This window comes from Streptomyces sp. 135, assembly GCF_020026305.1.
GTDB lineage: Bacteria > Actinomycetota > Actinomycetes > Streptomycetales > Streptomycetaceae > Streptomyces.
Map to the genome: position 1 here is coordinate 1,912,117 of NZ_CP075691.1, position 20,212 is coordinate 1,932,328.

Here is a 20,212-nt window from a genome sequence, read left to right on the forward strand (position 1 = left end):
GACCAGCACACGCAGCAGTACATCCAAGGAGACGCGAGACCCGTGACGGACATCGTCGACGAGCTGAAGTGGCGAGGGCTCTTCGCCCTCTCCACCGATGAAGACGCACTGCGCAAGGCGCTCGCGGACGGTCCCGTCACGTTCTATTGCGGCTTCGACCCCACCGCGGCGAGCCTGCACGTCGGGCACCTCGTGCAGGTCCTCACCGTCCGCCGGCTCCAGCAGGCGGGGCACCGCCCGCTGGCGCTGGTCGGCGGCGCCACGGGACAGATCGGCGACCCGCGGCCCACCGCCGAGCGCACCCTGAACGACCCGGAGACGGTCGCGAACTGGGTGGCCCGGCTCCGCTCGCAGATCGAGCCGTTCCTGTCCTTCGAGGGCGAGAACGCCGCGACGATGGTCAACAACCTCGACTGGACCGCGGGCATGTCCGCGATCGAGTTCCTGCGCGACATCGGCAAGCACTTCCGGGTCAACAAGATGCTCACCAAGGACTCGGTCGCCCGGCGCCTGGAGTCCCAGGAGGGCATCTCCTACACGGAGTTCAGCTACCAGCTCCTCCAGGGCATGGACTTCCTGGAGCTCTACCGGCGGTACGGCTGCACGCTGCAGACCGGCGGCAGCGACCAGTGGGGCAACCTCACCGCGGGCATCGACCTGATCCACCGCCTGGAGCCGGACGCCACGGTCCACGCCATGGGCACGCCGCTGATGCTCAAGTCGGACGGCACCAAGTTCGGCAAGTCCGAGGGCGGGGCCGTCTGGCTCGACCCGACGATGACGACGCCGTACGCGTTCTACCAGTTCTGGCTGAACACGGACGACCGGGACATCACGACGTACATGCGGATCCTGTCCTTCAAGTCCCGTGAGGAGCTGGAGGAGATCGAGAAGCAGACCGAGGAGCGTCCGCAGGCGCGCGCCGCGCAGCGCGCCCTCGCCGAGGAGCTGACGACGCTGGTGCACGGCGCCGACCAGTGCGCGGCGGTCATCGCCGCGTCCAAGGCGCTCTTCGGCCAGGGCGAGCTGGCGGATCTGGACGAGGCGACGCTGGCGGCGGCGCTCTCCGAGCTGCCGCGTGTCGAGGTCTCCGAGCTGGGCCCGGTCGTGGACCTGTTCGCCGAGGTCGGCCTGGTGGCGAGCAAGTCCGCCGCCCGGCGCACGGTGAAGGAGGGCGGGGCCTACGTGAACAACGTCAAGGTCGCCGCCGAGGACGCCGTGCCGGCCCGCGAGGACCTGCTGCACGGGCGGTGGCTGGTGCTGCGGCGCGGCAAGAAGAACCTGGCGGCGGTCGAGGTCACGGCGGCGGGCTGACCAGCCCGCGCCCGGCACGCAGACGCGCACAGAAGGGCCGGTCCATGCGGACCGGCCCCTTCTGTGCGGCTGCCATGCCGTTTCCGTGCGGCTGCTAGGCCGTGCGTCTGTTGCCCCGGACCATCTTGTAGAGCGCGTCGCCCAGGCCGACGATCACGACCGCCGCGGCCACTTGCAGGGCGTGGCGGCCCCAGTCGATGCCCTTGGTCTCGTTGATGCCGAACTGCGTCGCGAGCCAGTTGCCCAGGACGGCTCCGATGATGCCGAACACCGTGGTGAGCCAGATCGGACTGTGCTGCTTACCGGGCAGGATCGCCTTGGCAATCAGCCCCAGCACGAATCCCACGATGATCGCCCACAACCAGCCCATAGCTGCCTCCTTGTACGGCTCTACGTGAGCATTACCGCCAGTGTCGGCCCGTGCGCCGTACCGCGCATGTCGGGCGCCCCCATACGTGGCGGGGCGCAGGATTCCCGCCGAGGCGAGGCCTGCCCCGGTCTCGTGGGCTGCGCAGCTCAGGCGTAACGTGGAGTGAGCCGGGCCGGGGTAGATACCGGGGAGAGTCCGGCACAGCGGACAGGGTGGTGGAACGTGATGCGGAAGCAGAGCGGTAACCAGGTCTTCCGGATCACGGGAGCCCGGCAGGGGCTCGCGGAGGACGTACGTGGCCGGCAGCGCCGGTATGTGATCTCGATGTCGGTGCGGACCGTCTCCGTCGTCGCCGCGGCCGTGCTGTGGAACGTGGAGCGGCATGTCGCCATCGTCGCCCTGGTGCTCGGCGTCCTGCTCCCGTACATCTCCGTGGTGATCGCCAACGCGGGCCGCGAGAGCAACCGTTCGCTTCCGTCGACGTTCGTACCCGCTCCTTCTCGGCCAATGCTGGCGCCGCCCGCCACGGTCGGGCCCGCGGAATCCGTCCCGGAAGATCCCCTGGGTGCCGCGTACGACCAGCAGCGCGGCCCTTCACGCGGGCAGAACTGACCGTCGACGTTCCGCCAAGCTCAAGAAACGCTCAGATCAATCATGTAGTTCCGGTGCCGGTCACCGGGTCGCCCGTGACATACTTCGTACGCGCTCCGCATCCCCCGTCGGAGCGACAGACCGACGCCGGGCAGCTCCCCCCGTGGCTGCTCGGCGTCGCCTTGTTCCGGAACGTTTTTGGACGCGACTGTGAGTGACGAGACGCCGATCTGCTCCGCCAAGGGCTGCCGCGCGGCCGCGGTCTGGGTCCTCGCCTGGAACAACCCGAAGATCCACACCCCGGAGCGCCGCAAGACGTGGCTCGCGTGCGAGGAGCACCGCGAGCACCTCTCCCAATTCCTCGGCATACGCGGCATGTTGAAGGAAGTCGTGACGCTGTCCGAGTGGGAGTCCCGCGCCAACGAGAGGTGAAGCCGGGAAGCGCTGAGCGGACTCCGGCAACTCTCCACCCTTCAGGGCTCCTTGGGCATGGCGCCTGACCTGCCCAGCTCAAGAAAAGCTCAGATCAATCATGTGGTTCCAGTGCCGGGTGCGGGGACCACCATGGGATACTTCCTTCGCGTTCCGCATCCCCCGTCGGAACGACGCACACCACCACAGTCTTTCCGCGTGTGGTTCCGTGCGGCCATTTCCCTGGTGAAGGGGGGTGGATAAATGAATGATCGTCGCTGGGAGCCACGTGAGCGCTGGACCGGTCCTGAGAAGTGGCAGGTCTGGATCGGGCTGCTCGGCTTACTCGTAACGATCACCGGATGTGTGGGGCAGTTCGTCCGATAGGGCGCCCACCCATGAGACGGTCGCGATCGGTGTGCTGCGAAACGCAGCGAGCCCGGTCGAGTAGAAGGCGACCGGGCTCGTGAACTACTGCGCGAAGGGCCTCGCTCTGGCAGGAGCCGGGCCCTTCGTCATGCCCGGAGAGACCGTTCACGACGGGGAAATACTACAGCGCAGGTCGCGTCGGCGTTAAGTTATTAGGGTCAGCCGCCGATCGCCGACATCGGGCGGTCCGGCTGGAGGAACGAGGGGTCGTCCAGGCCGGAGCCGGCCTTCTTGCCCCACATGGCGAGCTTCCAGATGCGGGCGATCTCCTCGTCCGAGGCGTCCGAGCCCTCTGCGCCGTCCGCGCCGCCTTCGGGGGCGGCACGCAGGGCCGCGCGCAGGTCGGTCTCCTCGGTGGCGAAGAGGCAGGTGCGCACCTGGCCGTCGGCCGTCAGCCTCGTACGGTCACAGGCCGAGCAGAAGGGGCGGGTCACGGAGGCGATGACGCCGACGCGGTGCGGGCCGCCGTCGACGATCCAGCGCTCGGCGGGTGCCGAGCCGCGCTCTCCGGAGCCCTCTTCGGTGAGCTCGAAGCGGGTGCGCAGGGACTGCAGGATGTCACCCGCGGTGATCATGCCGTCGCGCTTCCAGCCGTGCTGGGCGTCGAGGGGCATCTGCTCGATGAAGCGCAGCTCGTAGTCGTTCTCGACGGCCCAGGCGAGGAGGTCCGGGGCCTCGTCGTCGTTCAGGCCCGGCATCAGGACGGTGTTGACCTTGACCGGGGTGAGGCCGGCGTCGCGGGCGGCTTCGAGGCCTTCGAGGACGTCCTTGTGGCGGTCGCGCCGGGTGAGCGTCTTGAAGACGTCGGGGCGCAGGGTGTCCAGCGAGACGTTGACCCGGTCCAGGCCGGCGGCCTTGAGCGCCTTCGCGGTGCGCTTGAGGCCGATGCCGTTCGTCGTCAGGGACATCTTCGGGCGGGGTTCCAGCTGGGCGCAGCGCTCGACGATGCCGACGAGGCCGGGGCGCAGCAGGGGCTCGCCGCCGGTGAAGCGGACCTCGCGGATGCCCAGGTGGGTGACGGCGATCCGGACGAGGCGGACGATCTCGTCGTCCGTGAGCAGGTCCGGCTTGGCGAGCCACTGCAGGCCTTCTTCCGGCATGCAGTACGTGCACCGCAGATTGCAGCGGTCGGTCAGCGATACGCGCAGGTCAGTGGCTACGCGGCCAAACGTGTCGATGAGCACTGCGGCCCCCTCCCCGGCGGTCGGATTTCTCATGGGTCCCACTGCCTTCGACCTTACGCGACACCTCTGACAACGCCATGGGCCATTTGCCACGAGGAACGCGGCGGCCGCGTCGTAGGACTCTACGACGCGGCCGCTACGAACGTGTGAACAAATGCCGGTCAGTGGGCTCCGACGCCGGTGAGGGACTTGACCTCCAGCTCGGCGTACTTGCCCTTGTCGGGCTTCTCCTTGGAGAGGACCGAGCCGAGCCAGCCGAGCAGGAAGCCCAGCGGGATGGAGATCAGGCCGGGGTTCTCCAGCGGGAAGAAGTCGAAGTTCGCGTCGGGGAACATCGAGGTGGGCTTGCCGGAGACGACCGGGGAGAAGAGCACGAGGCCGACGGCGGCGGTGAGGCCGCCGTAGATCGACCAGAGCGCGCCCTGGGTGGTGAACCTCTTCCAGAACAGGCTGTAGAGGATCGTCGGCAGGTTCGCGGAGGCCGCGACGGCGAAGGCGAGGGCGACCAGGCCCGCGACGTTGAGGTCGCGGGCGAGGGCGCCGAGCGCGATGGAGACGACGCCGATGAAGACGGTCGCCCAGCGGGCGGCCTTCATCTCCTCCTTCTCGGTGGCCTTGCCCTTGCGGATGACGTTGGCGTAGATGTCGTGCGCGAAGGACGACGACGAGGCCAGGGTGAGGCCCGCGACGACCGCGAGGATAGTGGCGAAGGCGACCGCGGAGATCACCGCGAGCAGGATCGCGCCGCCGGTGGAGTCGCCACCGCCGCCGATCTCCAGGGCGGCGAGGGGCGCCGCCGTGTTGCCCGCCTTGTTGGAGGCGATGATGTCGCCGGGCTTGAGGAGGGCCGCGGCGCCGAAGCCGAGCACGATGGTCATCAGGTAGAAGGCGCCGATGATACCGATCGCCCAGTTCACGGACTTACGGGCGGCCTTGGCGGTGGGCACGGTGTAGAAGCGGATCAGGATGTGCGGCAGGCCGGCGGTGCCGAGGACGAGGGCGATGCCGAGCGAGATGAAGTCCAGCTTCGAGGTGGCGCTCACGCCGTACTTGAGGCCGGGCTCCAGGAACGCCGAGCCCTTGCCGCTGTTGGAGGCGGCCGAGCCGAGCAGGTCGGAGACGTTGAAGTCGAACTTCAGCAGGATGAGGAAGGTGATGAGCACGGTGCCCGTGATGAGCAGGACGGCCTTGACCATCTGCACCCAGGTGGTGCCCTTCATGCCGCCGATGGTGACGTAGACGATCATCAGGACGCCGACGAGGGCGACGATGAGGATCTTGCCGGCGTCGGAGGTGATGCCGAGCAGCAGGGAGACCAGGACGCCCGCGCCCGCCATCTGCGCGAGCAGGTAGAAGATCGAGACGACGATGGTGGAGGTGCCGGCGGCCGTGCGGACGGGGCGCTGGCGCATGCGGTAGGCGAGGACGTCGCCCATGGTGTAGCGCCCGGAGTTGCGCAGCGGTTCGGCGACCAGGAGGAGCGCCACGAGCCAGGCGACGAGGAAGCCGATGGAGTACAGGAAGCCGTCGTAGCCGAAGAGGGCGATGGCGCCCGCGATGCCGAGGAAGGACGCGGCGGACATGTAGTCGCCGGAGATCGCGAGGCCGTTCTGGAAGCCGGTGAACTGGCGGCCGCCCGCGTAGAAGTCGGCGGCGCTCTTGGTCTGGCGGCCGGCCCAGACGGTGATGAAGAGGGTGGCGACGACGAAGGCGGCGAAGAGGCTGATGATCAGCGGCCGGTGCTGGGAGGCGTCGGACGCCGCCGCGAGGTCGATGACGGCGGTCTGCGCGCGGCTCATGCGTCGCCCTCCTTGTTGCCGGAGTTACCGGAGTTGCCGGAGTTGCCGGAGTTGCCGGAGTTGCCGGAGTTGCCGGAACCACCGGAGTTTCCGGACTCCATACGGGACTTGATCGCCTCGGACTTCGGGTCGAGCTTCGCCGCGGCGTGCCGCGAGTAGAACCAGGCGATGAGGAACGTCGTCAGGAACTGGCCGAGGCCGAGTACCAGGGCGACGTTGATGTTGCCGAACAGCTTGGTGCCCATGAAGTCGCCCGCGTAGTTGGAGAGCAGGACGTACACGAGGTACCAGGTGATGAAGGCGACGGTGAGGGGGAAGGCGAACGAGCGGTGTGCGCGGCGCAGTTCGCCGAACTCCGCGCTCTCCTGCACCTCGGTGAACTCCTCCGTGGAGGGCGCGTGGGGAGCGGGTTCTTTTCCTGCGCCACCCTTCGAAGGGGGCGGTGCGTCGGTGGCCACGGAGTCTCCTCGTGGTGCGGGTGGGGTGGGGACGGACAGTTTTTCCATGTGCTGCCTGGTCTCACTTTCCGGCGTGACGCGGATCACGTGAGCCACGGTTGGCGATGCTAGGGCCATGGGGCGTGATCCGACAGGGGTTGATGTTGCTTCTGTTGTCTGCTCAACGTCACGACGGCGCGTACGACGCGCCCCGACTCCCTGATCACTCCCGGATCTTTCCGGATTCTGTTACGGGCCATTGCTGGCCTGGGAGTTCGGGGGATAGCTTCACCCCTGCACGACCCGTCATGTACCTGCCCGAGCACCCAGCTGTGTTCGGGCAGTTCCGTATCCGGATGATGTGGAGACCCCATGGCTCATCTGCGTTCAAGACGCCGCACAGCGCTCACCCTGCCGCTCGGTGTCGCGCTCGCCGCCTCGGTGGGCTTCGTCCCCGGCGCCGCGTCGGCGGCCCCGAACGAGTCACCCGCCCCCGTGTCGGCCCGAGCCGCGAAGGACGCCCCCGTCTTCGCGTACGTCGTCAACACCCGTACCGACCACAAGACGGTCGCGTACGTGAAGCGGGCGATAGCCAAGGCCGGCGGCTCCGTCGTCGTCGCGCACGAGAAGATCGGCGTCATCGTCGCGCACTCCTCGGATCCGGGGTTCGGCGAGCGGATGCGTGGCGTCCGCGGTGTGCAGTCCGCCGGCGCGACCCACACCGCTCCGCTGCGGGCGGCCGGCACCACGGACGACGGCAAGGCCAAGCTGCTGTCGAAGGCCGAAGCCACGTCCCTGAAGCGGAGCGCCACGCCGGGCGCCGAGCCGATGGAGGCCGACCAGTGGGACCTGCGGGCGATCGGCGCCGACAAGGCGGCGAAGATCAACCCGGGCAGCAAGAAGGTCACCGTCGCGGTGATCGACACCGGTGTCGACGACACCCACCCGGACCTGGCCCCGAACTTCTCGGCGGCACAGTCCGCGAGCTGTGTCGGCGGCAAGGCGGACACCTCGGCCGGCGCCTGGCGTCCGGCGAACAAGGACCACTACCACGGCACGCATGTGGCGGGTGAGATAGGCGCCGCGCGCAACGGCGTCGGTGTCGCGGGTGTCGCGCCCGGCGTGAAGATATCGGGCATCAAGGTCGCCGACCCGGTCGACGAGCTGTTCTACCCGGAGAACGTGGTCTGCGCGTTCGTGTTCGCCGCCGAGCACGGCGTCGAGATCACCAACAACAGCTACTACGTGGACCCGTGGCTGTACAACTGCAAGGACGACCCGGACCAGAAGGCCATCCTGGACGCGGTGAACCGGGCCCAGCTGTACGCCCGGGGCAAGGGCATCCTGAACGTCGCCTCGGCGGGCAACTCCAACCACGACCTGGCCTCCGACGCGATCGTCGACAAGTCGAGCCCCGACGACTCCACGCCGGTCACCCGCACCATCGACCCGAGCGAGTGCCTGGACGTGCCGACCCAGCTGCCGGGCGTCGTCACGACGAGCGCGACGGGCGTCAAGAACCTCAAGTCGTCGTACTCCACCTACGGCAAGGGCGTCGTGGACGTCACGGCGCCGGGCGGCGACAAGTTCCAGCTGCCGGCCGACACCCCGTCGAAGAACGGCAACATCCTGTCCACCATGCCGAACGGCGAGTACGGCTGGCTGCGCGGTACGTCGATGGCCGCGCCGCACGCCGCGGGCGTAGCCGCGCTGCTGAAGTCCACGCACCCCAATGCGGGCCCCGCCGAACTGCAGCGCCTCCTGAAGAAGCAGGCCGATCCCCTGGAGTGCCCGGCCGAGCCGTACGACCCGGACAGCGACGGTGACGTCGACGCGGTCTGCGAGAGCGGCGGCAAGGGCAAGAACGGCTTCTACGGCAGCGGTCTCGTCGACGCGCTCGACGCCGTGAAGAAGAAGTGACGGGGGGCATGGAGATGTCCAGGTCCCACGGCAGGACCACCACCGGCTTCCCGCGTTCCCGCCGGGCGCTGGCCCTTCCCGTCGGGGTCGCGGTGGCCTCGGCCGTCGCCTTCCTGCCGGGTTCGGCGTCGGCGCGGCCCGCCTCGATGCCGGACGCGCCCGCTTCGGCGTCCTCCGCGTCGGCTGCCGGTTCGGATGCGGCGTCGATGAGCTACGTGGTCAACGTCCGCCCGGGCAAGGGCACTTCGGCGCGCGTCCAGCGGGCCATCGCCAAGGCCGGCGGTGACGTCGTCATCGCGTACGACAAGATCGGCGTCATCGTCGTCCACTCGGCGAACCCGGACTTCGCGAAGACGATCCGCAAGGTGAAGGGCGTCGACTCGGCGGGTGCGACCCGGACGGCTCCGCTGTCCGCGCAGTCCGACAACGCCCTCGACTCCGAGCGGCCGTTGACCGCCGCCGAGGCGAAGGCCGCGGCGGGCAAGGCGGCCGCGGGCCAGGACGAGCTGGAGCCGCTCCAGTGGGACCTGCCCGCCATGAAGGCGGACAAGGCCCACGAGATCTCGCTCGGCAGCCGCGAGGTCACGGTCGCGGTGCTCGACTCCGGGGTGGACGACACGCACCCCGACATAGCGCCGAACTTCGACCGGCGGGCGTCCGCGAGCTGTCTGGGCGGCGTGCCCGTCCAGAAGGACAACGCGTGGCGTCCGGTGGCCAAGGAGAGCGACCACGGCATGCATGTGGCGGGCTCGATAGCCGCCGCGAAGAACGGCACCGGTGTCACGGGCGTCGCGCCCGGCGTGAAGGTCGCGAGCCTGAAGGTGGCGGAGCCCGCGACCGGCATGTACTACACGGAAGCCGTCGTCTGCGGCTTCATGTGGGCGGCCGACCACGGCGTCGACGTGACCAACAACAGCTATTACACCGACCCGTGGCTCTTCAACTGCAAGACGGACGCCGACCAGAAGGCACTGGTCGACGCGGTCGGCCGGGCCGCGCGGTACGCGGAGCGCAAGGGCGCGGTGAACGTCGCGGCCGCGGGCAACGCCAAGACCGACCTCGCCCAGGAAGAGATCCTCGACAAGACGAGCCCCGACGACACCACACCGGTGCCGCGCACGATCAAGACGAAGGACTGCCTCGACCTCCCGTCGCAGCTGCCCGGCGTCGTGACCGTCTCGGCGACCGGTGCGAAGGGGCTCAAGGCGTCGTACTCGAACTACGGCCGGGGCGTCATCGACATCACGGCACCCGGCGGCGACAGGACCGAGTACCAGGCGCCGCGGCCGCCGGCCGTCGACGGCAGGATCCTGTCCACGCTGCCGGGCGGCAAGTTCGGCTACAAGGGCGGTACGTCGATGGCGTCCCCGCACGCAGCGGGCGTCGTCGCGCTGCTGAAGTCCACGCATCCGCACGCCTCGGTGGCGCGGATCAAGTCGCTCCTGTACCGCCAGGCGGACGCGATGGCGTGCACCGATCCGTACGACTTCGACGGTGACGGCAAGGTGGACGCGGTCTGTGAGGGCGGCACGAACAAGAACGGCTTCTACGGCGCGGGCATGGCCGACGCGCTGGACGCCGTGCGGAAGTAGCGCGCCTGCGTGACGCTGGGGGCCGGGCGGTGCGCACCGCCCGGCCCTCACCGTCCGTGGGGCCTTTTCCGTACGCCATAGTGCGTGCATGATGCAAACACCGTTGAACGGTACGCGCGCCGCCTGGGCGGCGCTCGGTGGCGACCCCGCCCTCGTCTCCCGGGTCTCGGTCGTCCCGCGCGCGGGCGCCCTGCCCGCACGGCTGCCCGTCATGGGGCTCGCCCGTGCCTGCGTGGGGGTCTGCGCGCTGGCCGCCGCCGAGTCGACCGCGTACCGCACGGGGCGGGAGGTACCGCGGGTGCGGGTCGACGACGGGGCCGTCGCGACCGCGTTCACCAGTGAGCGGCAGCTGCTGGTGGACGGGCGCGCGCCGGTCTCCTTCGCGCCGCTGTCCCGCTTCTGGCGCACCGCGGACGGCTGGGTGCGTACGCACGCCAACTACCCGCACCACCGGGCGGCGTTGACGGCCGCCCTCGGGCTCACACCGTCCGTTGAAGCGGACGCGGTCGGCGCGCTCCTCGCCGAGCGGTCGGCCGTGGAGGTGGAGGACGCCGTGTACGCCGCCGGGGGCCTCGCCGTGGCGCTGCGGTCGCCACGGGAGTGGGCCGCGCATCCGCAGGGCGCGGCGGTGGCCGGGCGCCCGCTGCTGCTGCGCGAGCGGATCGATGAGGGGCCCGCGCGGCCCCTCCCGCCGCTCGACGGCGATCCGGCGCTGCCCGCTCAGGGGCTGCGGGTGCTCGATCTGACGCGGGTCATCGCGGGCCCCGTCGCCACCCGCACGCTCGCGCTGCTCGGCGCGGACGTGCTGCGGGTCGATCCGCCGGGGCTGCCGGAACTGCCCGACCAGCACGCGGACACGGGCTTCGGAAAGCGCTCGGCCACGCTCGATCTGGGCGCCCGCGCGGACCGGCGGGCCTTCGACGACCTGCTGGAACGCGCCGACGTGGTCGTCACCGGCTACCGGCCGGGCGCCCTCGACCGCTTCGGCCTCTCACCCGAGGCACTGGCCGGGCGCAGGCCCGGCGCCGTCCTCGCCCAGCTGTCCGCGTGGGGGGCGGACGGGCCGTGGGCGGGGCGGCGCGGCTTCGACAGTCTGGTGCAGGCGGCGACCGGGATCGCCGCCGTCGAGGGGTCCGCCGAGCGGCCGGGCGCACTGCCCGCCCAGGCGCTGGACCACGGCACGGGCCATCTCCTCGCGGCGGCCGTCCTGCGCTCGCTCACGGAGCGGTCCCTGACGGGCGGGACGTACCTGGCGCGGCTCGCGCTGGCGCACACGGCCGCGTGGCTGACGGGGCCGGCCGCCGAGGGCCTGGCGGAGCCCGGCGAGGACCTGGCAGAGCCCGGCGAGGACCTGGCAGAGCCCGGCGAAGACCTCGCAGAGCCCGGCGAGGCGGACGGGAGCGGTCCGAGCGGCGGCCCGAGCGACGGTCGTCCCGCGGCGGCGTACGACGGCCCCTGGCCCTGGCTCGCCGAGACGGACGGGCCGCTCGGGCGGCTCCGGCACGCCCTGCCGCCCTTCTCCTTCGCGGGCGGCCCGGCCAACTGGGCTCGGCCACCCGGCCCTTGGGGAGGCGACCTGCCCCGCTGGCTCTGAGGGGGCGGGCGGTACCGGGCCGAACGCGATGGTCCGGTCGGAACGGTATTGCCCCACTTGTCCCTCAGGACTTGCCCGCCTCGCGGACCCCTGGTGAAGATCTTGTGGTGAGCCCCATACGACCGTCCGCCGAGCCCGGGGGCGAGGCAACGGCCGACGTGGCGGCCCGTCCCCTGGGCCGCGCGGTGGCCGTGCTCGTCCTGCTGGCCGCGGCCTCGCTGATCCCGCTGCTCGGCCCCCCGGCGGCGCTGCGCGGCACCGGCGAGGCCCTGGCGCCCGGTACCAGCGGCATCACGTTCCTGCGGACGGTCATGTTCGCGGCGCTGTGCCTTCAGGTGGGCGAGGTGTTCGCGACGCGGCTCGCGCGGCGTGTCCCGGGGGCGCCGCTGGACCGGGCGCCCCGCTGCTGGTCGGCGTACGCGGCGTGGGCGGGGTGCGGGGCGGCGCTGGTGCTCGCCACGATCGTGGCGAACGGCAACCTCGTCCCGCAGCAGCTGTCCGACCTGGACCTCGGGCGGCTGTCCGGCTCCCGTGACGGCAGGCTCGCCCTCCTGGAGGTCAACGCCTTCGTCGTGGCCGCGCTGTGCGCCCGCTCACGGCGCCCTTCCTCGGCCGCGCTCCCCCTGGCGGCGGTGATCGTCGCGGAGGCGCTGCGGGCCCATCCCCCGGTGGAGGACCACCCCCTGGTCGGCAGCGGGCTGACGCTCGTGCATCTGACGTGCGCGGCGCTCTGGGCGGGCGGTCTGCTGTACGTCCTGCGGATACTGCGGCAGTGGCGGGCGACCGCTCCGGAGGCGGGCGTCGGCGTTCTCGGCCTCTACGCGCGCGTGGCCGCCCTGCTGTTCGCGGCGATCACCGTGACGGGGGTCTTCAGCACGCTGCGCCGGATGCCGCCGGGCACGGTCGCCGACCAGCTCACCGGGACGGCGTACGGCCGCACGCTGCTCGCCAAGGGGCTGCTGGTGGCCGTCATCGCGGTGCTCGCGCTGCTGGCCCGCCGCCGGCTGCGCGGCGCGGGCGACCGGGCCGGCGCCTATGCTCCCGCGCGCCGGGAAGTGGTGGCGCTGGGGGTGGTCGTGGCGCTGTCGGCGCTGCTGACCGCGGTGCCGGTGCCGATCCGGTGGTGACTTCCGCTGCCCCGCAGCGCCGCTTCCCGCAGCACGGCTCGGGCCAGCAGGAACTGCGCCGCGAGATAGGTGAGCATGATCGCGAAGTCGGGCCTGGGCAGTTGCGGCCAGTCGGCGACGCCGGTGGCGATGAGCGTGTCCGACAGCAGGAACAGCGCCCCTCCCGCCGCGGCCGCCGCCCCCAGGGTGGTCGCACCGAACGCCATGGTGGTGAGCAGCAGGCTGTAGCCCGCGACGGGGCCGCGCATGTCGGCGGGCAGGTCCGGCCAGAGCAGCGCCACGGTCCCGAGGAGCGCGAGGGTGTACGCGGCCCCGAGCGCCGCCCCACGCGCGCGGGGTGAGCCGCCGGGGCCCGCGTACCTCCCGGTGTCGCCGTACCGCTTGAAGAGCGCGAGGTAGCAGAGGTGCCCGGCAGCGAAGGAGCTCATTCCCGCGAGGAAGGCGGGTTCGGTGTCGAAGAGCAGCAGGGTGTCGCCGCCCCAGCCGAAGAGGAGGGCGGTGACCAGCAGCCGCGGGCCGCGCCGCGTCCGGACGTACGCCGCGAGGAGCGGCATGAGCAGCGGCTTGAGGACGGCGTGGCCGGGGTCCCAGGCGGCGAGAAGCGCGACGAGGTCGCCGAGCGCGGCAAGGCCGAAGAGACCGAGGAGCAGCCTCGGCGCGGGCGGGGCCGTCACGCCGCGCGCTCCGCGACGGTGGCCGGGGCGGTCTCCGCGCCCCGCACGGCGGGCGTGGGCGGCTCGGTGGCCTTCGGCTGCCAGCCCGGGCCGCGGAAGACCCGCCCGGCCCGCTCGCGCCAACTGGTGGCCGCCTTCAGGTCCTTGGCGATGGCGACGTACTCGTGGGTGGCGACGCGCAGCGGGTTGTACGTGGTGATGTTCTTCGTCAGGCCGTAGACGGGCCGGTCGGTCTCGGCGACCCAGGAGCCGAACAGGCGGTCCCAGATGATGAGGATGCCGCCGAAGTTGCGGTCCAGGTAGCCGCCCTGGGAGGCGTGGTGCACGCGGTGGTGCGAGGGCGTGTTGAAGACGTACTCGAAGGGGCGTGGGAGCTTCCCGATGCGTTCGGTGTGGATCCAGAACTGGTACACGAGGTTGGCCGACGAGCAGAAGGCGAGCGCCGCCGGGTGGACGCCGCAGGCGATGAGCGGCAGGTAGAACGGCCATACCGTGAGGCTCGTCCAGGGCTGGCGCAGCGCTGTCGTGAGGTTGAACTTGCGGCTGGAGTGGTGCACGACGTGGCAGGCCCACAGGATGCGGATGACGTGGTGGCCCCGGTGCGACCAGTAGTAGAAGAAGTCCTGCGCGAGGAGCATCAGCGGGATCGTCCACCACAGGACGGGCACGCGCAGCGGCGTCAGCGCGTAGACGCCCGAGTAGATCGCGACGATCGGGATCTTCCACAGGAAGTCGAAGGCGAGGCTGCCGAGGCCCATGGTGACGCTGGTGGCGGCGTCCTTGGTCTCGTACCCCGCGGCCTCCTCATCGGGGTGGATCCGGTGGCTCACCATCTCGACGACCGTGAGCAGCACGAAGGCGGGTATGGACCACAGCACGACATCGGGCAGGTTCGGGGACATGCGTGCACCGTAGAACGGCTCTTCGTCCGCGACTAGGGGTTGTTACCGACAAGTATTACCGGCGGTACGGGAGCAGTTGTTGGTGATCCCCGCCAAAGCCGGGGCCATGGGCCGCCGGGCCGGTCTCACACCCCGGCGGCGCCGAGCAGGGCCCCCGCCCCGTAGGTGACCGCCATCGCGAGCACCCCGCCCCCCACGTTGCGCACCACGGCCGGGCGCGCCGCCGCCGCGCCGAGGCGTGCGCTGCTCCAGCCCGTCAGCGCGAGGGCTGCGAGGACCGAGCCGACGGTGACGCCGAGGCGCCAGCCGGCCGGCGGCAGGACGATGGCGAGGAGCGGCAGCAGCGCGCCCACCGTGAACGCGACGAAGCTGGCCCAGGCGGCGTGCCAGGGGTTGGTGAGGTCGTCGGGATCGATGCCGAGCTCCACGCGCGCGTGGGCGCGCAGCGCGTCGCGTTCGGTGAGCTGCTCGGCGGCCTCGCGGGCCACGGCACGGCTGAGCCCGCGCTCCTCCAGCAGGTCGGTCAGCTCGGCCAGTTCCGCCTCGGGCTGCTCGCGCAGTTCGCGCTTCTCCATGGCCAGGGCGGCCTTCTCCGATCGCGCTGCGTGGAGACGGAGACGTACTCGCCCGCGGCCATGGACATGGACCCGGCGAGCAGCCCCGCGAGGCCCGCCGTCAGCAGGGTGCCGCGGTCGTCGGTGGCGCCCGCGACGCCGACGACGAGGCCCGCGGTGGAGACGATGCCGTCGTTGGCCCCGAGGACGGCGGCCCGCAGCCAGTTGAGCCGGGTGCCGAGGGCGCCGCCGTGTGCTTCCTCGTGCGTTGCTTCAGTCACGCAGGGAGCATCGCACCACCCGCGTCACCAGACCCGTACCGACCCTCCCGGCGCGAAGACCGGGCTCGTCGCGTCGGCGGGGGCCTCCTTGAGGGGTTGGTCCAGTTCCTGGACCGTCGGTCCCACGCGCGCGGCGATGCGGCCGAGCCGCTCCAGGTCGAAGCCGTAGACGCGGGCGGCGTTGCCGCCGACCATGGCCGCGATCTCGTCCCTGGGCAGGCCGGCGTAGGCGACGCGCAGGCCTTCGCGCGAGTAGGGGTGGGTGCCTTCGTCGTGGGGATAGTCGCTGCCCCACATGATCTTGTCGAGGCCGATGCGGTGGCGCAGGGCCGCCTCGTGCGGGCGCATGAAGCTGGCGCCGACGAAGCAGTTCTCGCGCCACACCTCGGAGGGGCCCTTGCCCATGGAATCGGCGAGGCCCGCGCCGAACTTGGACTCGGCCGTGTCGGCGGTGCCCGCCTTCGTCGCGGCGGCGACGAGGCGCGCGTGGTAGTAGTCCAGCATGTCCAGGACGCCGGGGATCCAGCCGGAGCCCTGCTCGGTGAGGACGAGCCGCAGGCCCGGGTGGCGGCGGAAGGCGCCGCCGAAGACGAGGTGCCACAGTGCCCGGTGCGAGAACCACGTCGTCTCCACCATGAACACCGCGCGCGCCGCGGGCTCCTCGCCGAGCGGCGGCGAGGCCGAGCCCGCGTGGTGGTTGACCGGCACGCCCAACTCGGCACAGGCCGCCCAGATCGGGTCGTACGCCGATGAGTGCAGCTCCGGCAGGCCCGAGCCCGGCGGTGTGCCGGGCAGCAGCAGCCCGCCCGTGAGGCCCGCCGTCACCGCGCGGTGGATCTCCGCCACGGCCTCGTCGACGTCGTTCAGGAGGATCTGGAAGACGCCCGCCCTGCGGCCCGGCGCGGCGGCGCAGAAGTCGGCGAGCCAGCGGTTGTGGGCGCACAGCCCCGCCCAGCGCAGCTCGAACTCCTCGCGGGTCGGGGCCGGGGCCATCAGTGACGCCGAGGGAAAGAACGGCGGGATGGTGTTCGGGAAGACCACCTCCGCGACGATGCCGTCCTCTTCGAGCTCGGCGATGCGGCGGTCCGAGTTCCAGTTGCGGTCGGCGGTGTCCGCGAGGAGGTCTTCGTAGGGATTGACGTACGTGGCCGCCCAGGCGTCGAACGCGTCGTGGTGGCGGGACTCCAAGTAGGGCCGGTAGTCGAGGAGATCGGCGCCGGCGTGGCAGTCGGCGGAGATGACGGTGTAGCGCTCCTCCGTCACGGGGTCACCCCCAGCGCCGGGAAGTCGTGGTCGGTCAGCCAGTGGCGGCCCACCTCGCGCGAGCGGGCCCAGGAGGCCTCCACGGCCGCCTGCCCCGCGCCCTCGACGGACTGGCCGAGGTCGGCGGGCGTCGGGCCGATGCGGCGGGCCAGCGGCGCCAGCTTCTCCGTGTCGAAGCCGAAGACCTCGGCGGCGGCCAGGCCCAGCATGCGGCGGGTCTCCGCCACGGGGATGTCGTGGAAGGTTTTCCGCAGCCACGCGCGCGTGTCGGGCCAGGTGCCCTCGGGGTGCGGGAAGTCGCTGCCCCAGAGGATGTTGTCTACGCCGATCTCGTAGCGCTGGGCGAGTTCGCGGCGCTTGGTGTTGGTGGCGCAGACGAAGAGCTGCCGGTCCAGGTATTCGTGCGGCGGGCGCTTCAGCTCGGCGAACGGGGAGAGCTTCTTGCCGCCGTGCGCGCCGAGGTAGAGGCGGTCCATGAACCACAGGAGGTTCGGCAGCCACCAGCAGCCCGACTCCGCGACGCCGAACTTCAGCCCGGGGTGGCGCTCGAAGACGCCGGACCAGAGCAGGAACCACAGGGGGCGCGCGGGCCACCACGTCACCTCGGAGACGTAGATCCCGAGGTGGTCGCCGTACTCATGGCGGGGCGCGGCCCCCGAGTGCGTGACGACGGGCATGCCGCACTCGGCCGCCGCCGCCCACACCGGGTCGTAACGCCGGTCGTGGTAGGGCGCCTTGTCGACCCACATGGAGGGGATCATCAGCGCGCCGAGCCCCGACTCCTTGGCGCGGTGGACCTCGGCGACGACCCGGTCGACCTCGCCGGTGATCGGCAGCAGGGCGACGCCGCAGTGCCGTTCGGGGTGCTCCGAGACGAAGTCGGCGAGCCAGCGGTTGTGCGCCTGCGCGCCCGCCATGCCGAGGTCGGGGTCCTGGTCCCCGGAGAGGCCGAGACCCACGCCGAAGGGGGCGGCCGTCCGGCTGTCCACGGCGTCCGCGTCGGGGAAGACGACCTCGGCGGCCACCCCGTCGCCGTCCAGCTCCTTGAGGCGCTGCGCGGTGTCCCAGCCGCCCCGCAGGCCCTCCTCGTTGTCCTGGAACCACTTGGCGGCGAACGCGTCGTTGCGGATGCCGAGCCGGGTCGCCTCCTCGCGGCGGGCGTCCCGCTCGCCGAGGAAGTCGTCGAAGGCACGGTGGAAACGGCTGTCCAGGTAGGGGCGGTACTCCTCGGTGGGGAGACCGGCGTGGCAGTCGGAGGAGATGATCAGGTACGGGTCCTGAGCGCTCATCGACGGCGCTCCCTTCAGTCCAGGATGAAGTGTTCGAGGTACGCCGGGTCGGAGCGGTCCAGCATCGACCGCGATCGCGCCCTGATCTGCCGGTCGCTGTGCTCGCTCTCCGGGAGCAGCCAGAAACGGTCGGCCGCGATGCCCTCGGCCACGAAGTCCGCGACCTGTTCGACGGGCGTGAACCGCACCTCCTGGCCGGCCTCCTTCATCGCGGCCTCTCACTGGTCGAGGCTGCGGTAAGGAGTCCTGCGGGGGCGGGACTTGGCGTACCTGCCGGGCCGGTTGCGGTGCGACTCCCACAGGCCGGTGCGCAGCATGTGGGGGCCGGGGAAGAGCACCGATGCGCCCACGCGCGCGTGCTCCGCCTTCAGGTGCGCGTACAGGGACTCGGTCATCGTCACCACGGCCGCCTTGGTGACCGCGTACACGGAGGCGGTGGGCAGCGGCGCGATGCCGCCGTCGCCGGAGGAGGTGTTGACGACGTGCCCCGGCTCACCGCCCGCGAGCATCCGGGGCACGAAGGCCTGGATGCCGTGGAAGACGCCCCAGACGTTGACCTCGAAGGCCCACTTCCAGTCGTTCGGGTCGTGCTCCCACATGCGGCCCTCGGCGCCCGATCCGACGCCCGCGTTGTTGCACAGCACATGGACGGCGCCGAACCTGTCGTACGTGTCATCGGCGAGGGCGAGCACCTGCTCGCGCGCGCCGACGTCGACCACGCGCGCGTGCACGGTCGCCCCGTCCGCGCGCAGACCCGCGGCGGCCTTCTCCAGGGCGCCCTCCTCGACGTCCGCGAGGACCACCCGCAGGCCGTCCGCCGCGAACCGCCGCGCCATGGCGAGCCCGATGCCGCTCGCCGCGCCGGTGACGACGGCGACCTGCCCTTCGCGCAGCTCCATCTCAGACGCTCCCCTCGGGCGGGCCGTCGAGGATCTGCGCCGGGTCGTCGTAGCGCTGGTGGATGTAGGGCAGCAGGGCCTGCGCGCTGACGCGCTCCACGACGCGGCCCCGCTGGTCGATGGTCTTCTCACCGATGGTGATCTCCACGACCGCGCGCACCGGCAGGTCGGCCACGGGGTCGTACATCGACTCCCGCAGGACGACGTCGCCGGTGACGCTCTCCAGCTTGCGGACCTTTTCGTTGCGTACGCAGTGCACGAGCACCGGGTCCGCGTCGAAGCCCGAACCGTCCACCGCGGGCAGAAACTTGAAGTAGAAGTCCGTCTTGCGGGTCGGCTCGGGGAGGGGGAGCGCGCCGTTGACCGCGCCGCGCACCTCCACGAACGCGATGCCGTGCCGGGCCAGCGAGGCGCGCACGACCAGGCCGTCGCGCTCCACCTCGACCTCGCCGAGCTTCTTCGGCTCCCCGAAGACCTCGCGACCGCCGATCAGGGCCCGCTCATGGGTCATCGGCATCACCAGCGGATACCAGCCGGACACTCCCCCGTGCTCGGCGGCGACGGCCACGGAGCCCGCGCCGAGCGGATAGCCCGGCAGGTCCACCCTGCTGATGTTCGCCCGCACCAGGGGGCGCCCGGTGGGTTTCAGGGGCGGCGGCAGGACCGCCGCGACCGCGTCGGGATCGCTCTCCCAGAGAGCGACGACGCCCGTGGACCAGATGTCGGGGAGCCGGGAACTCGCGGTGCGCGCGGCGGCGATCTCCGCCTCGGTGCGCGCCCCGTACCGTACGCGTGCCATGTCGTACCACCCTTCGTCAGCGCGGACTCACGGGTCCGCGGCCGGGATTGCGGGGGCCGGACTTGCGGGGCCCGACTTGCGGGGGTTCTGTAACACAGTTACAACAGGAGCCGTGAAGGGTAAAGACGCGAAGGGCGAAAAGGCGCGTACGCACCTCAGCCGGGAGGACGTGCTCGACGCCGCCGCGCGCCTCGTCAAGCGGGACGGCCCGCGGTCCCTGACGATGCGCGGGCTCGCCGCCGAGCTCGACACCGCCGTCACCTCGATCTACTGGCACGTGGGCAACCGCGAGTCGCTCCTGGACGCCCTCGTCGAGCGCACCCTCGCCGATCTCGGTGAGATCCGTCCCGTCGGCCGCACCCCCGCCCGGCGCGTCGTCTCCGTGGCCCGTACCCTGCGCCGCCGGCTGCTCGACCGCCCGCACCTCGTCGCGATGGTCCACGAACGCGGCCTCACGGAACGGATGTTCCTGCCCGCCCAACGCTCCCTGGTCCACGAGGTGCACGAGGCGGGGCTGCGCGGCGCCCGCGCGGCCGACGCCGTGCGCGCCGTCCAGGTCCTCGTCGTCGGCCACGTCCTGGTCGAACGCAACCGGGAACGCGCGCCCGCGCAACACCCCGGAGAGGACGAACTGTGGACGGCGACGACGGCGGAGCGGGACGCCGCGCTCGCCCGCGCGCTGGCCGGACCCCTCGATCCGGAGGCGCTGTTCACCACCTCCGTCACGGCTCTGGTGACGGGCCTTCTCGGGCCGGGGAACTGACCGGCAATCCGACCGGGAAC

The 20,212-nt window shown here is 71.4% G+C and carries 17 protein-coding genes and 2 pseudogenes; 8 read left to right on the forward strand and 11 right to left on the reverse strand.

Annotated features, from left to right (window positions below; translation table 11 throughout):
- Positions 1-42: 42 nt before the first annotated feature.
- A complete protein-coding gene (gene tyrS, locus KKZ08_RS08570) occupies positions 43-1,314 on the forward strand; it encodes a tyrosine--tRNA ligase (protein ID WP_223773873.1) in 1,272 nt (423 codons plus the stop codon).
- Positions 1,315-1,408: 94 nt separating this feature from the next.
- Here the strand turns inward: tyrS and KKZ08_RS08575 are convergent, their stop codons facing one another.
- Positions 1,409-1,684 (reverse strand): GlsB/YeaQ/YmgE family stress response membrane protein, encoded by a 276-nt coding sequence (locus KKZ08_RS08575; RefSeq protein WP_223773874.1) that lies wholly within the window; start codon positions 1,682-1,684, stop codon positions 1,409-1,411.
- Between the two features lie 225 nt (positions 1,685-1,909).
- Here KKZ08_RS08575 and KKZ08_RS08580 point away from each other — a divergent pair, with 225 nt between their 5' ends.
- Entirely contained in the window at positions 1,910-2,296 is a 387-nt protein-coding gene (locus tag KKZ08_RS08580; protein WP_223773875.1) for a DUF3099 domain-containing protein, read from the forward strand.
- A gap of 189 nt (positions 2,297-2,485) precedes the next feature.
- On the forward strand, positions 2,486-2,707 hold the full coding sequence (locus tag KKZ08_RS08585) for a hypothetical protein (protein WP_223773876.1): 222 nt from the start codon (positions 2,486-2,488) through the stop codon (positions 2,705-2,707).
- Positions 2,708-3,273: 566 nt separating this feature from the next.
- On the opposite strand, the gene moaA is transcribed toward KKZ08_RS08585, so the two are convergent.
- The 3 genes from moaA to KKZ08_RS08600 form a co-directional block, all read right to left on the reverse strand.
- On the reverse strand, positions 3,274-4,299 hold the full coding sequence (moaA, locus tag KKZ08_RS08590) for a GTP 3',8-cyclase MoaA (RefSeq protein ID WP_223778963.1): 1,026 nt from the start codon (positions 4,297-4,299) through the stop codon (positions 3,274-3,276).
- A gap of 161 nt (positions 4,300-4,460) precedes the next feature.
- The gene (locus tag KKZ08_RS08595) at positions 4,461-6,098 is read right to left on the reverse strand and encodes a cation acetate symporter (RefSeq protein ID WP_223773877.1); all 1,638 of its coding nucleotides are present in this window, start codon (positions 6,096-6,098) and stop codon (positions 4,461-4,463) included.
- The gene (locus tag KKZ08_RS08600; protein ID WP_346657867.1) at positions 6,095-6,604 is read right to left on the reverse strand and encodes a DUF485 domain-containing protein; all 510 of its coding nucleotides are present in this window, start codon (positions 6,602-6,604) and stop codon (positions 6,095-6,097) included. Before KKZ08_RS08600 ends, KKZ08_RS08595 begins: the two co-directional genes overlap by 4 nt.
- A 303-nt stretch (positions 6,605-6,907) precedes the next feature.
- Here KKZ08_RS08600 and KKZ08_RS08605 point away from each other — a divergent pair, with 303 nt between their 5' ends.
- From KKZ08_RS08605 to KKZ08_RS08620, 4 genes are all read left to right on the forward strand, one after another.
- Positions 6,908-8,455 carry a S8 family serine peptidase gene (locus KKZ08_RS08605; protein WP_223773879.1) on the forward strand — a complete coding sequence of 516 codons (1,548 nt, stop codon included), beginning with the start codon at positions 6,908-6,910 and terminating at the stop codon, positions 8,453-8,455.
- Between the two features lie 8 nt (positions 8,456-8,463).
- On the forward strand, positions 8,464-10,047 hold the full coding sequence (locus tag KKZ08_RS08610; RefSeq protein ID WP_223773880.1) for a S8 family serine peptidase: 1,584 nt from the start codon (positions 8,464-8,466) through the stop codon (positions 10,045-10,047).
- Between the two features lie 88 nt (positions 10,048-10,135).
- Positions 10,136-11,641, forward strand: a complete 1,506-nt coding sequence (locus tag KKZ08_RS08615) for a CoA transferase (protein ID WP_223773881.1) — start codon at positions 10,136-10,138, stop codon at positions 11,639-11,641.
- A gap of 158 nt (positions 11,642-11,799) precedes the next feature.
- The gene (locus KKZ08_RS08620; RefSeq protein ID WP_223778964.1) at positions 11,800-12,768 is read left to right on the forward strand and encodes a CopD family protein; all 969 of its coding nucleotides are present in this window, start codon (positions 11,800-11,802) and stop codon (positions 12,766-12,768) included.
- Here the strand turns inward: KKZ08_RS08620 and KKZ08_RS08625 are convergent.
- From KKZ08_RS08625 to KKZ08_RS08655, 7 genes and pseudogenes are all read right to left on the reverse strand, one after another.
- Entirely contained in the window at positions 12,675-13,442 is a 768-nt protein-coding gene (locus KKZ08_RS08625; protein ID WP_223773882.1) for a lysoplasmalogenase, read from the reverse strand. The two genes, KKZ08_RS08620 and KKZ08_RS08625, sit on opposite strands and share 94 nt — an antisense overlap.
- Positions 13,439-14,344, reverse strand: a complete 906-nt coding sequence (locus tag KKZ08_RS08630; protein WP_223773883.1) for a sterol desaturase family protein — start codon at positions 14,342-14,344, stop codon at positions 13,439-13,441. Before KKZ08_RS08630 ends, KKZ08_RS08625 begins: the two co-directional genes overlap by 4 nt.
- 125 nt (positions 14,345-14,469) lie before the next feature.
- Positions 14,470-15,179: pseudogene (locus KKZ08_RS08635) on the reverse strand (VIT family protein).
- A 24-nt stretch (positions 15,180-15,203) separates the two neighbouring features.
- Positions 15,204-16,442, reverse strand: a complete 1,239-nt coding sequence (locus tag KKZ08_RS08640; RefSeq protein ID WP_223773884.1) for an amidohydrolase family protein — start codon at positions 16,440-16,442, stop codon at positions 15,204-15,206.
- Positions 16,439-17,731, reverse strand: a complete 1,293-nt coding sequence (locus KKZ08_RS08645) for an amidohydrolase family protein (protein WP_223773885.1) — start codon at positions 17,729-17,731, stop codon at positions 16,439-16,441. Before KKZ08_RS08645 ends, KKZ08_RS08640 begins: the two co-directional genes overlap by 4 nt.
- Positions 17,732-17,745: 14 nt before the next feature.
- A pseudogene (locus tag KKZ08_RS08650) lies at positions 17,746-18,630 on the reverse strand (SDR family NAD(P)-dependent oxidoreductase).
- Between the two features lies 1 nt (position 18,631).
- Positions 18,632-19,429, reverse strand: a complete 798-nt coding sequence (locus tag KKZ08_RS08655) for an acetoacetate decarboxylase family protein (RefSeq protein WP_223773886.1) — start codon at positions 19,427-19,429, stop codon at positions 18,632-18,634.
- Between the two features lie 112 nt (positions 19,430-19,541).
- Between KKZ08_RS08655 and KKZ08_RS08660 the strand changes: the two genes are divergently transcribed.
- Positions 19,542-20,192, forward strand: a complete 651-nt coding sequence (locus KKZ08_RS08660; protein ID WP_223773887.1) for a TetR/AcrR family transcriptional regulator — start codon at positions 19,542-19,544, stop codon at positions 20,190-20,192.
- Positions 20,193-20,212 lie beyond the last annotated feature (20 nt).